The 12,153-nt window shown below is 72.3% G+C and carries 9 protein-coding genes; 3 read left to right on the plus strand and 6 right to left on the minus strand.

Annotated features, from left to right (window positions below):
- Nucleotides 1-108 precede the first annotated feature (108 nt).
- Entirely contained in the window at nt 109-648 is a 540-nt protein-coding gene (locus Dsi01nite_RS32660; RefSeq protein ID WP_203850173.1) for a DoxX family protein, read from the plus strand.
- A gap of 81 nt (nt 649-729) precedes the next feature.
- Here the strand turns inward: Dsi01nite_RS32660 and Dsi01nite_RS32665 are convergent, their stop codons facing one another.
- The 3 genes from Dsi01nite_RS32665 to Dsi01nite_RS32675 form a co-directional block, all read right to left on the minus strand.
- The gene (locus Dsi01nite_RS32665; RefSeq protein ID WP_203850174.1) at nt 730-1,995 is read right to left on the minus strand and encodes a condensation domain-containing protein; all 1,266 of its coding nucleotides are present in this window, start codon (nt 1,993-1,995) and stop codon (nt 730-732) included.
- Nucleotides 1,996-2,086: 91 nt separating this feature from the next.
- The gene (locus tag Dsi01nite_RS32670) at nt 2,087-4,168 is read right to left on the minus strand and encodes an NACHT domain-containing protein (RefSeq protein WP_203850175.1); all 2,082 of its coding nucleotides are present in this window, start codon (nt 4,166-4,168) and stop codon (nt 2,087-2,089) included.
- Between the two features lie 65 nt (nt 4,169-4,233).
- Nucleotides 4,234-4,713: a hypothetical protein gene (locus Dsi01nite_RS32675; RefSeq protein ID WP_203850176.1), complete on the minus strand. Its 480-nt coding sequence runs from the start codon at nt 4,711-4,713 to the stop codon at nt 4,234-4,236.
- Between the two features lie 205 nt (nt 4,714-4,918).
- Between Dsi01nite_RS32675 and Dsi01nite_RS32680 the strand changes: the two genes are divergently transcribed.
- Nucleotides 4,919-6,727 carry an Hsp70 family protein gene (locus tag Dsi01nite_RS32680; RefSeq protein ID WP_203850177.1) on the plus strand — a complete coding sequence of 603 codons (1,809 nt, stop codon included), beginning with the start codon at nt 4,919-4,921 and terminating at the stop codon, nt 6,725-6,727.
- A 58-nt stretch (nt 6,728-6,785) separates the two neighbouring features.
- Nucleotides 6,786-7,412, plus strand: a complete 627-nt coding sequence (locus Dsi01nite_RS32685) for a lipoprotein (protein WP_239136342.1) — start codon at nt 6,786-6,788, stop codon at nt 7,410-7,412.
- A gap of 4 nt (nt 7,413-7,416) precedes the next feature.
- Here Dsi01nite_RS32685 and Dsi01nite_RS32690 read toward each other — a convergent pair whose 3' ends face one another.
- The 3 genes from Dsi01nite_RS32690 to Dsi01nite_RS32700 form a co-directional block, all read right to left on the minus strand.
- A complete protein-coding gene (locus tag Dsi01nite_RS32690; RefSeq protein ID WP_203850179.1) occupies nt 7,417-8,199 on the minus strand; it encodes an OmpA family protein in 783 nt (260 codons plus the stop codon).
- A 59-nt stretch (nt 8,200-8,258) separates the two neighbouring features.
- Nucleotides 8,259-9,044 (minus strand): SAM-dependent methyltransferase, encoded by a 786-nt coding sequence (locus Dsi01nite_RS32695; protein WP_203850180.1) that lies wholly within the window; start codon nt 9,042-9,044, stop codon nt 8,259-8,261.
- Nucleotides 9,045-9,134: 90 nt separating this feature from the next.
- Nucleotides 9,135-11,936 carry a ricin-type beta-trefoil lectin domain protein gene (locus Dsi01nite_RS32700; protein WP_203850181.1) on the minus strand — a complete coding sequence of 934 codons (2,802 nt, stop codon included), beginning with the start codon at nt 11,934-11,936 and terminating at the stop codon, nt 9,135-9,137.
- Nucleotides 11,937-12,153 lie beyond the last annotated feature (217 nt).

Raw genomic sequence — 12,153 nt, forward strand, 5'->3', positions numbered from 1 at the left:
CGTTTCGGGTGTCCCACGGTGTCCCACGCACGGCGCGGACCCCGACCCCTCGATGGTCGGATACCTCCTGTCAGCAACACCCCCGAACGACACACAGGAGGCAGCGCCATGAACGTCCAGGCCGTCAGCACCACCCGCAGGTCCTGGTTCACCCTCAACGGTGTCCTCTGGACACTGCAGATCCTGTGGGGCTTCTTCTTCGCCGGCAGCGGCTTCGGCAAGGTCCTGCTCTACGACGCGACCCTCTACGCCGAAGCGCCCCGGGCCGTGGCCTGGTACGCCGCGGTGCCGCAGCCCCTCATCGTCTTCATCGGCGTCGTCGAGGTGCTCGGCGGGATCGGCCTCATCCTGCCGGCACTCACCCGGGTCACGCCGAAGCTCACGCCGCTGGCCGGCGCCGGTCTCGCGCTCACCATGCTCCTCGCCGCCGGCTTCCACGTCGTGCGCGGCGAGTACGCCCTGGTGCCCGCCACCGTGATCCTGGGTGCGGTCGCCGCGTTCCTCGCCGCCGGCCGGTGGAACCTGCGGCCCGTCGCACCCGAGCCGCTCACCAACCGGCGCACGCTCACGTCGGTGCTGGTGCTCGTGCTGATGGTGCTGACGACGTTCGTCCCGACCTGGTACACCATGACCCACACCCAGTTCTGAGCGCCGTCAGCCGAACTCGGCGGCGACCGCTCGACGTCCGGCTGCTGTCCCGGGTCCCGGCGCAGGGCAGCGGTCGCCGGCTCATACGCCTCGGTCATGACGTGCGAGCCTACGGGCCGCGACCGTCTCCATCGCCCACAGGACCGCGGCGGCGTCGTCGGGGGCGAGGAAGTGGCTGTCGACGAACAGCGTCAGCTCCAGCACCTCGTCGGAGCCGTCGGCGCTGAGGAAGAACCCCGACTGCGGGTCGTCGTGCGCGCTGACCCAGGCGAACTCGCTGTCCGGTCCGGCCGGTCGCGGGACGGGCCGCAGCGAACCGCCGAACCGGCGGTCGTTGAAGTTGACGTCCAGGTCGACGCCGGGACCGCGGTCGGCGACGACGGCGGCGACGCGGGCCTCGAGGTCGCGCCGGTCGTAGTAGGCGTGCTTGTACGCGGCCATCGCCGCACCCCGGGCCCGCCGCACGACGTCGCCGAAGTCGCCGGTCGTGTCCAGCACGCACAGCCCGTTCTGGGACACCGGGCTGACGCTGCCGTCCAGCTCGGCGCGGAACCGGTTGCTCGCCATCAGCCGCAGCGGCAGCACGGCGACGCCGGTCACCTCGGCGAACGCCGTCGCGAACGCGGCGAGGAGCACGGCGCCGGTGTCCGTGCCGTGATCCAGCGCCGCGGCCGACAGCGCCGCCGGCAACGCGGTGGAGCGGAACACGCCGTGGTGGTAGCGGGGGCTGCGCGCGTCCCGCGACGGCGGCATCGCCGGCACCGGGATCTGGCGCAGCCGGGTCTCCCAGTGCCGCAGCGCGGCCGCGTTGTGCCGCTGCGCCGCCGGCAGCGCCTGCTGCCGGGCCTGTTCGAGCGGCGCGACGCCGCGCACCGGGGCGGTGGTGCGCCCGGCGGTCTCCGCCATCATGACGAGCGCGCCGGCGCCGTCGAAGACCAGGTGCGACATGACGAGGACGGCGTGGGTGCACCGGTCACCGTCGACGACGGCGGCCATCCGCACCGGCCACTCGGTCGCATAGTCGAAGGGCGTGGCCCGGTATCGCCGTGCGACGTCCTCCGGGTCCGCGGTGGTGACTTCGAGGTCGATCGTGCCGTGGTCGTGGACGATCTGCCGCGGCGGGTCACCGGCGAACCGGGTCCGCATCGACTGGTACCGCCCCATCAGGTACGCGAGCTCACCGGCGACGTCCTCGACGGTGCTGCCCGGCGGCAGCGGCCGGGCTCCGCCCATCGCGAACGTGCGGCCCAGCCGGCGCATCTTCAACCAGACGTCGAGCTGCCCCCACGAGAGCTCCCCGGCCCCGGAGCCCTCCCCGGCGAACGACACGGTGCGACGGCCATTCATGGCGGTCACTCTAAGCGGTTCCGGGGCCCGCGAACGGCTGCGGCGGTTGCAGGAAATGTGCAGTCCTTCGCGACCCCGGTTACGGTGCGGTTCAGCGGTCGCGGGCGAGGTGGTCCTGCAGGTAGGCGTGGCGAAACTGGTACACCGGACCGACCTGACGCAGAATGCCGCGGCGGTGGGCGTCGTTGAGGAAGCGCAGCAGCCGCCACGGCAGCCGGCCCCACAGCGCGTAGTAGGCCGCGACGAGGCGGAAGCGGAACCACCGCGACACGGCGATCGTCATCGGCGTGATCAGCAGGCTGATGGCGAGCCCCACCACGACGGCGACGAACATGACCGCGACGAATCCGCCGGTCGTCATCGAGTCGTCCGTCATGCTGAAGACCAGGGCGACGGCGACGCCGATGAGCGCGAACGGGATCGGCCCGCTGATCAGGAAGATCACGATGACGCCGGCGATGCCGGCGCGGCGGCCGCCGGCGACGGAGGACTGGACGCTCGCGGGGCCGGCGGATCGGTCCGGTAGGCGCAGCCAGCGGATCAGCCCGACGAGAAGGCCGACCGGAACGGCGGCGGACAGGGTGGCCGCGGTGGCGACGGCCAGGACCTGGATGACCGCCGTCAGGTCGGAGGGCGCCACGAACAGCATCAGCACCAGCAGGGACGCCGTGACCGCGAGGGGGACGGTCAGCAGCATGGCCCACCCCACGGCGATCAGGAGCTGCCTGACGAGGGACCGGATGCCGGAGTCCGGCAGCGGCACCCGGGGACGCCGCACGCCATCGGTCGCCAGCAGGGCCAGCAGCGTGATCACGAGGATGCTGACCAGGACCCAGCGCAGGTCGCCCAGCGGCGTCTGGGTCTGCGGCCGGAACGTGGGACTGGAGGCGGTCACCGGGTCCACGTTCGCGGGCGGGCCGACCTCGACGGACGCGGCGAAGGCGACCGCCCAGAACACCGTGGTGCACGCCGCGACGGCGACGCTGAGCAGCAGCCACAACTCGACGAAGCGGGGCGCGCGGTGCAGCTCCCACCACCGCAGGTCGTACGTGCCGCTGCGATGCAGGTGCCGGGCGAGGAACGACAGCCACCGCCGGGCCCGCACCGGGTCGTACGGGCGGCCGCGATCGGCGTAGACGGCCGGGATGAGCGCGCCGAGCAGGTGCCGCTCGACGGCCGCCTGGTCCGGGAACCGGGTGGCGTCGAACAGCTCCGCGGGTCGGGTGCGGCGGTCGGTGTACACGGTGCGCGCCAGGCTCGCCATCAGTGGGTTCGACAGGGCGGTCGGCACGTGCCCCGGCTGGTTCGCGACGTGGGTGGTGAAGTCGCGCCAACGGTCGTCGCTCGCCGGGGCGCCGGCGGCGAGGAACCCGGTGACGGTCGCCGCCGCGGCGGGCAGCAGCTCGACCACCGCGGCGGCGGCCAGCACGCGTCCCGCCGCCGCGACCGTGGTGAGGTACTCCTCGCGCCGGCAGGTCAGGATCAGGTGGCTGCCGGCGTTGAGCATCGCGTCGAGGGCCGGCAGAGCCAGGGCCCGCCAGGCCGGCGGCATCTCGTCGAGGCCGTCCAGCACCGGCAGGATCCGGTCGTGGGCGAGGAGGCGGCCGATGACGTCGGCGCCGTAGGCGTCAGCGTCGCGCAGGAAGTTGTACTCGGCGCTGATCCGTTCGATCATCCAGTCCAGCGGGCTCTGCGTGGTGGGATTCCACGAGCCGAGCGCCAGCAGTACCGGAGCCGGCCCTTGAAATTGCTCTTGCCCGGAGCCGGCCGCGGCGGCGGACAGCAGGTCGAGGGTGCAGCGCAGCACGGCGGTGGTCTTGCCGGAGCCCGGCTCGCCCAGGATGACGAGCTGCCGCCGCGGCAGGCGCCGCCAGAGCTCGCCGAACTCGGTGACGTCACCGGAGACGCGAAGGTAGCTGACGGAGCCGGCCAGGGACGCGTCGCCGAGGACGACGGCCGGGTGGGCGCCGACCGCGCGACCGGCGGGGGTGGCGGCCGACCAGGTGAGCCGCATCGGGCTGACGTACAGGGAGTCGCGGATGGCGAGCTCGCGCGTCCACTGCAGCCGCGCCGCCGCGGTCAGTGCCGCCACCGCCGCGTCCAGCTGCTCCTGGGGCGACGGCGCGGCGACCCGGCCGTTGATCGTGACGTTGCCGTAGATGGCGCCGGCCATGACCCCGTGGACGTCCCGGGCGCTGGTGCTCTGGTCGGTGCGTCCGCCGGGTGCGGTTGACCTGACTACGCCCCCGGCCGCACTGGGGGGTTCGGCACCTGCCCACCCGACGGAACCTGCCCATACGGCGGGATCTGCCCATCCGGCGGCACCTGCCCGAACGGCGGGACCTGCCCGAACGTGATGTGCACCGGCGCGGAGATGGTGTGCGCAACCGCACCGTAGTTGGTGCGCACGTGCACGTTGCCGCCGCCGCCGGCCGCGGCCAGCAGCGTCCGCGCCGCCGCCAGCACCTGCGCGTCCTCGTCGGCGCCCGTCCCGGTCAGCGCCGCGCGGACCTCGTCCTGCCAGTCGCCGGGCCCGGGTTCGATCGCGTCCAGCACCGCGTCCGAGCGGCCCCGCCGGGTCAGCGTCCGGCGCAGAAGGTCCCGAAGGCCGGCGTAGGCGTCCTGGACGGCGGACTGCGTGGTCGCGGTCACCCCGGCCGCCCCTCCGGCCGTCGCGCCCGCCATCAACGCGGTCAGGATCATGTCAACATCGGACACGTAGATCACCTTCCGTAGACGAGACCCGCCGATTGTGTCACCGCCGGGCAACGGGCCGAGAGAAGGCGTGTCCGCCATGACGCGTCACGTCCACAGCGGCCATCTCCGCCCGCGTCCCGTGAAGTTCGAGGGGAGGGTCGTCGAGGCTGCTGTTCGTGGTGGCCACTGCCAGGGGCGTGTGGTCCGGATCAGTACCGTATCGGGTGTGACGCGGTTGGGGATCGACTTCGGGACGTCCACGACGGTGGCGGTCCTTGCCGCCGACGGGCGGGAGCCACGGCCGTTGCTGTTCGACGGTTCGCCGCTGATGCCCTCGGCGGTCTGTCTGGACGCGGACGGCGGGCTGGTCGTCGGGCGGGACGCGGTGCACCTGGGGATGGCCAGTCCCGGGCGGCTGGAGCCGAACCCGAAACGCCGGGTCGACGAGGCGGTCGTGCTGCTCGGCGACGCCGAGGTGCCCGTCGGGCGGCTGTTCAAGGCGGTGCTCGACCGGGCGGTCGCCGAGGCCGCGGGGATGTCGGGCGGGGCGCTGACCGGCGTCGTCGTCACGTGCCCGGCGGCGTGGGGGCAACGGCGGCGGCAGGTGCTGCTCGACGCGGCGCCGCCCGGGACGCGGCTGGTCGCCGAGCCCGTCGCGGCGGCACACTACTTCGCGGACGTGGCCGGGCATCGGGTGCCGGTCGGTGGGACCGCGCTGGTCTACGACTTCGGCGCCGGGACGTTCGACGCGTCGGTGGTGCGGCGCACGGAGGACGGGTTCGAGCTGCTCGCGACGCTCGGCCTCGACGCCGCCGGCGGCCTCGACGTCGACGCGGCGCTGCTCGCGCACCTGCGGGACCTGGTGCCGGATTCGCAGGGGTACTGGCCGCGCCTGACCAACCCCGCCGACGCCCTCGACCGCAGGGTGGCGCAGCAGGTGTGGGACAACGTGCGCACGGCGAAGGAGATGCTGTCGCGGCTGCCGTCCACATTGGTGCACCTGCCGCTGTTCAACGTGGAGGTGCCCCTGGACCGGGCCACGCTGGACCGGCTGGCGGCGCCGGTGTTGCAGCGGACGGTCAGCACCTGTGTGGAGGTCCTCGCCGTCGCGGGGCAGCCGATGTCGTCGCTGGCGGCGGTGTTCCTGGCGGGCGGGTCGAGCCGGATGCCGGCCGTGGCGGCGGCGCTGGAGCCGGCCCTCGGCGTCGCGCCGGTGGTCGTGGACCAGCCGGAGCTGGCGGTGGCGGAGGGCAGCCTGCGCGGCTTCGACCAGCCGACCCCGGGCGCGGCGGCGCCCATCTCCGCCTCGCCGCAGTCTCCGTCCCCGGCGACCTTCCCGGCGCCGGCCCGGCCCGCCCTGGCCGCCCCGCCCACCCCGCCCGCCTTGGCCACGCCGCAGCCGTTGCCGCAGCCTTCGTGGCGGGGCAGGCGAGGGCTCGTGGTCCTCGCCGCGGTCGTCGCCCTGGTGGTCCTCGCCGGCGGCGGAGCCCTGGCCTGGTCACTGCGCCCCGACCCGCGGGCGGACGCCCTCCCGGCGATCCTGCCCACGCCGTCCGCCTCGGCGTCGCCGTCGCCGTCCGTGTCGCCGTCGCCGGTGGTGAGCGTCGCGGCGGGGCTCGACCCGTGCCTGGTCGGCAAGTGGCGGCAGACCAGCAGCGAGATCCACGTCAACAACGGCTCGAAGCGGGAGCAGTTCAGCGGCGGCGCCGGGATCCTGCAGGAGTTCGACGGCGAGGGTCACATGGTGTACGACACCAACGCCTCCGCCCCGTACCGGGCCACCTTCGACGGCGCGACCTGGGACCAGACGTTCCGTGGCGTCGCCCGGGGCAACTACCGCATCCTCGACGGCGCCGTCGTCCTCAGTGGACAGTCCGGTGAGATCAGCTGGGTCATCAACCGCAACGGCAAGCGCAACAACAGCGGCAAGGGACCGCTCAGCACGAAACCCGAGCGCTACCTCTGCGATGCGCAGAAGCTCATCCAGTACGGCCCGGACGGCGACTACACCAACGAACTGGAGCGCATCCCGTAGGTCTGCCCGCGCGGGTCATCGGCGGCCGGTGGGTTGTGCGAAGATCTCGGCCGTGCGAATGATCCCCCTCGTCGCGGTTGCGGCCTCCCTCGCCCTGGTCGGTGCCTGCGCCGACGACCCCGCCACCCCGAGGGCACAGGCCTCCGGCACGCCGGTCCCGGCCGTATCCGTGTCCGCATCGGGCGCCGCTCCCTCGGCGTCGGCCGGTGCCGCCACCGATCCTGCGTTTGTCGACCCGGCGCCCGCCGCGGCCGCCGGCAAGATCGGTCCCGGCACCGAGTGCGCCATCCCCGCGACGCTGCCGACCGCGGCGAAATGGACCCCGAAGGACGCCTCCTCCTACCGCTGGTCGACCGGCGGGCTGACGCTGCGGTGCGAGATCGACGCCAAGCCGGCCGGCGCGATCGGCTTCATCCGCGTGTTCACCTACGAGGGCACCGACGCGCAGCAGGCGCTCGCGGTGCTGATGATCACGCCGCTGTTCGGTGGGAAGACGACCGGCGAACGGGAGATCACGATCGGCGGCAAGAGCGGCGTGGAGGCCGCGCTCGCCGCGAACATGAACGGCCCCGGCCGTGCGTTCGCCGCCGGCGGTGTCCTGGTGGTGTGGCGCGGGGCGGACGAGGACGAGTTCAAGGCAGGCCTGCCCGCCTACGTCCTGGCCCGCACCGCGATCTCGTTCTGAGCCGTTACTTCGGCAGGCGGATGACCAGTTCGACGCGGCGGTTGAAGGCGCGGCCGGCGACGCTGGCGGAGCCGTCGGTGTTCTTCTCCTCGACGAGGGGCTGGGTGCTGCCCAGACCGACGGCGGTGACGGCGGAGGCGCTGACGCCGTGCCCGGTCAGGTACGCCCGGACGGTCTCCGCCCGGCGCTGTGACAGGGTCTGGTTGCCGGCGGCCGAACCGGTCGCGTCGGTGTGGCCGCGGACCTGGATGGCGCCGTTCGGATACAGCTTGTTGATGACCTTGATGGTGTTGTCGAGGGTGTCGGTGCTGCCGACGTCGGCGCTGCCGGTGGCGAAGAGGGCGTCGCTGTTGAAGGTCACGATGTAGACGTGGACGCCGTTGGGGTCGCGGGCCTCCAGGACCGAGCCGGAGACGCCGGTGAGGTCGATGTCGGGGCCGGGCAGGCGATACAGGGAGTCCTTCACCAGGCGGGTGTCGTTCTCGGGGTCGTGCGCGTTGCCGATCTGGCACGGGATGCGCAGCACGAGCCCGGCGCCGAAGTCCTGGGTCGAGCAGGTGGGGTCCTTCTGCCCGTCGCCGTCGTAGTCGTCCAGGCCCGGTTGGGCGCCCGGCGGCAGTGACACGGGCTCCTCCGCGGCGGGCGCCTCGGTGGTGGCGTCCGCCGCGGCCGAGGTGGCGCCGCCGGTCGGGGTCTCCTTGGAGGCGGAGCCGCAGCCGGTGAGCAGCAGCACGCCGACAACCATGACCGGCAACCAGGCGCCGGCGTGACTCCGCACACGTCTCATGGGCGGGAGCGTAGGTTTCCGGTCGTGCCACCGCTCGTCACAGGCGGGTAGCCGACACCTCAGGGCTTACGGGCCACCCCGGCGTACTCGGACGCGGGCGTGGTGTCGTTGCCGTCGGGGCGCCACTGGGAGCAGGTGACGACGCCGGGCTCCAGGAGCTCCAGGCCGGTGAAGTACGCGGCGATCTGCTGCGGGTCCCGGACCGCCATGGGGGCGGCGCCGCTGCTGTTCCACATCTCCACGGCCCGGTCGACCGCGGCGGCGTTGACCTCACGGGTCGGGTGCGACATGACGAGGTAGCTGCCGGGTGGGACGGCGTCGACCAGGGTCCGGACGATGCCCGCGGCCTCCTCGTCGTCGACCACGAAGTTGATGATGCCGAGCAGCATGATCGCGACCGGCTGGGTGAAGTCGAGGGTGCGGGCCGCCTCGGCGAGGATCGTCTTCGGGTCGCGGACGGTGGCGTCGAGGTAGTCGGTGGCGCCCTCGGGGTTGCTGGTCAGCAGCGCCCGGGCGTGGACCAGGACCATCGGGTCGTTGTCGACGTAGACGATCCGGGCCGCCGGGGCGACGGACTGCGCGACCTCGTGCGTGTTGTCCGCGGTGGGCAGGCCGGTGCCGATGTCGAGGAACTGCCGGATGCCGGCCTCGCCGGCGAGGTGCCGCACGGCCCGGCCGAGGAACTGCCGGTTGAACCGCGCCGACTGCACCAGCTCGGGCATGTAGGCGAGCACCTGCTCGGCCGCTTCCCGGTCGACGGCGAAGTTGTCCTTGCCGCCCAGCAGGTAGTTCCAGAGTCGCGCGGAATGCGCGACGGTCGTGTCGAGCTCCTCGTTGACCGTCATGTCCGTCCTTGGACTGCGATGGGGAAATGTCCGGCCCAGACTAGTCCCCGCGCGGGGGCCCGGTACAGGCGTACCGGGCCCCCACGGCCGTCAGGCCGGGACCACCCACCTCTGGCTGGCCACGTTCGCGTAGTCCCAGATGTGGATCTGGGTGCCGTCGGCGGAGGCGCCGCCGAGGGCGTCGAGGACCTTGCCGGACTGCGGGTTCAGGATCGAACCGTTCGCCTGCGGCTGCCACACCTGCGAGCCGGTGCCGTTGCAGGTCCACAGCTGCACCTTGGTGCCGTTGGCGGTGCCGGCGTTGTCGACGTCGAGGCACTTGCCGTTGGCCTGGTAGGTGCTGCCGACCCGGGACCAGCGCTGGGCGGCGGTGCCGTTGCAGGTCCACAGCTGGATCTTCGTGCCGTCGGCGGTGCCCGCGTTGTCGATGTCGAGGCACTTGCCGGCGATGCCGGTGATCGGGCCGGACGTCGGGCCGGACTGCTGGTAGACCTCCAGCTCGTAGACCCGGGCGTAGGGCGTGTCGGTGGTGGCGAACCGCACGTAGCGGGCGGTCACCCCGCTGAGGTTGTGCGTGGTGATGTTCGCCGTGTTGCCGGTGACGGTCGCCCGGGTCGTCCAGGTGGTGCCGTCGGTGCTGGTCTGCAGCGTGAAGTTGCTGGTGTTGGCGACGGCCTCGCGGCCCGCGCCGGCGTGCCGGACCACGATCTGGCCGACGGTCTTGCTCGCGCCGAGGTCGACCTGCAGCCACTTGTTCGCGCTGTTGGAGCACCACTTGTCGCTGGTGCCGCCGGAGACGGTGCCGTTGACGGCCTTCGCCGGCGCCTCCGCCGCGGTGCAGGAGCTGTCGGCGGTGGCGGGTGCGTTCAGCGCCAGGTTCGCGACCGTGGCACCGCCGGGGATGGCGTTCAGCGTGTACCAGGCCTCGGTGCTCCACAGCGACAGCCCGCTGGTCGAGCTGAACGGCTTCGGCGACCGCACGTGCACGACCCGGCCGGGCTTGCGTCCGGCGACGGTCAGCGAGACCTTCTTGCCGTCCGAGGACAGGGTCGCCGCTGTGACGGTCAGGCTCTCCTCCTCGACCTTCGGGCCGCCGTAGGCCGAGGTCGGCTCGTATCGCCACTGCTTGAACTGATACTTCGACGCCAGATCGGTGGCGGTCGCGGCGGACAGCGGCTGCGTGTACTCCATCTCGAACCCGGCCGCGGTGGCCCGCATCGCGAGGATGTCGAACGTGGCCGTGCTGTTCGGGGTCAGCTTCTGCAGCCCGTAGTTGAGCTTGCCGGCCTGGCCCCAGTTGCCGCCGGCGCCGATCCCGCCGACGTAGATCGCGCCGTCGGGGCCGATGTTCACCTCGGACACGCCGGCCTCGAGACCCTGGGTCATCCGGAACAGGGCGCCCTGGTACTCGCCGTTGACCTTCTCCAGGTAGGCGCGCTGCAGGCCGCCGTACGTGACGTCACCGATGATCAGCTGCCCGGCGTAGACGCCGGTGGGCATGACGATCGGGGTGCTCGGGGAGTTGGCGATCTCGTTCTGCGGCATGTACAGCACCGGCGGCGTGACGGCGTTGTAGTCGAACGGCCCGGCCGGGGTGTTGTAGTGGTTGAAGAAGCGGCCGGGCTTGATCTGCACCAGCTTCGACGCGGGCACCCAGCCGCCCTGGTTGTCGGTGACGAACAGGCCGTTCTCCGGGCCCCATCCGATGCCGTGCGGGGTGCGCAGGCCGCCGGCGACGTACTCCACGGCGCCGGTCGTCGCGTTCACCTTGAGCGACGTGCCGCGGTTGGCCACGGGCTGCGGGACGGTGCTGGCGCCGCCGTAGTCGATCGGGACCGAGAGGCTCAGGTAGAAGAAGCCGTCGCGGTACAGCAGGCCCATCGCGAACTCGTGGAACGCGCCGCTGAACGGCCAGGTGGCGACGGTCTGGTACTGGTCGGCGACCTCGTCACCGGTCGTGTCGACGAGCCGCGTGAGCCGCGCCTTCTCCGACACGTAGACGACGCCGTTGACGACCTTCAGGCCCATCGGCTCCTTGAGGTTGCTGCCGATGCGCTTCGTCGTCACGTTGCCGGGCGAGGTCGCCCCGCCGGTGTTGCCGAGGATCCACACCTCGCCGGCCTGCGACGTGCCGGACTGGTCGCTGCCGCCCCAGGTGCAGATGACCAGGCGCCCGTCGGGCAGCCAGTCCATGCCGGTGACCTTCGGCTGGAACGCCGCGTTGGGACGCAGGTTCGTCAGCGTGAAACCGGGGTGCACCGAGGTCAGCGGCAGGCCGTCGCCGGGGGAGTCGCCGGCGCCCTCGCACTCCTTGCGCCCGGGGGCGGTCACGCGGACCACCCCGGCGTCGGTGCTGAGCACCGAGTTGGGCACGAGCACGAACGCCGACGAGCCGGGCGTCTTCCACTCCAGGGTGATCTGCTGCCCGCCGTCGCGCTCGAAGTGGTCGATGCGCAGCGCGTGGTAGCCGGTGGTGAGGGTGACGGTGCCCTCCTTCGGCGGTGTCGCGCCGTGCAGGCCGTCGTGGTTGATGACGGTGGCGCCGTCGATCGCGAGGCGGGACCCGTCGTCGCTGCTGAGCCGGAACGTGTAGCTGCCGGCGGTGGCGATGTTGACGTTGCCGATGACCTGGGAGACGAAGTTGTTGTCGTATCCGAAGTCGGCGGTCGTGGTCCAGTTGATCGTCGGCATCAGCTTGTCGACGTTGGGCGTCTGACCCGTCTTGAGCGTGCAGATCGCGCTGAGCGCGGTCTGCACGTCATAGACGCGCAGCGTCACCCCGGGCTCCTGGGCGGGGATCGCGCTGGCGGGCGGGGCCCAGATGCCGATGGCGGCAACCGTGGCGGCGGCGGTGGCGGCGATGGTGAACGAGCGCAAAGGCCTGATGCCCATGCTTCCTCCTGGGGGGACGGAGAAACGTCCCCGGATGGCGGTCGGGGGACGCTGAAGCTCGGGCGGGCCTATCGACGCCGACGACTGGACCACCCGCCGGAAGACTAGGCAGTTTCGATCAGCAAGTCCATAGCTTTTGCACGCTTCAGCGAAAGTTTGCTGAGTGCGCGCAGAAGGTCACTGGCGGGCGCCGTCATCCGTCGCAGGGGTGGCGCCG

Source organism: Dactylosporangium siamense, from assembly GCF_016862795.1.
Taxonomy (GTDB): domain Bacteria; phylum Actinomycetota; class Actinomycetes; order Mycobacteriales; family Micromonosporaceae; genus Dactylosporangium; species Dactylosporangium siamense.

What these genes read in the sequence shown, in the direction of transcription:
- Dsi01nite_RS32690 (WP_203850179.1), bottom strand. Translation starts at nt 8,199, where the DNA reads ATGAGACGTGTGCGGAGTCACGCCGGCGCCTGGTTGCCGGTCATGGTT.
- Dsi01nite_RS32665 (WP_203850174.1), bottom strand. Translation starts at nt 1,995, where the DNA reads ATGAATGGCCGTCGCACCGTGTCGTTCGCCGGGGAGGGCTCCGGGGCC.
- Dsi01nite_RS32660 (WP_203850173.1), top strand. Translation starts at nt 109, where the DNA reads ATGAACGTCCAGGCCGTCAGCACCACCCGCAGGTCCTGGTTCACCCTC.
- Dsi01nite_RS32695 (WP_203850180.1), bottom strand. Translation starts at nt 9,044, where the DNA reads ATGACGGTCAACGAGGAGCTCGACACGACCGTCGCGCATTCCGCGCGA.
- Dsi01nite_RS32685 (WP_239136342.1), top strand. Translation starts at nt 6,786, where the DNA reads ATGATCCCCCTCGTCGCGGTTGCGGCCTCCCTCGCCCTGGTCGGTGCC.
- Dsi01nite_RS32700 (WP_203850181.1), bottom strand. Translation starts at nt 11,936, where the DNA reads ATGGGCATCAGGCCTTTGCGCTCGTTCACCATCGCCGCCACCGCCGCC.
- Dsi01nite_RS32670 (WP_203850175.1), bottom strand. Translation starts at nt 4,168, where the DNA reads ATGGCCGGCGCCATCTACGGCAACGTCACGATCAACGGCCGGGTCGCC.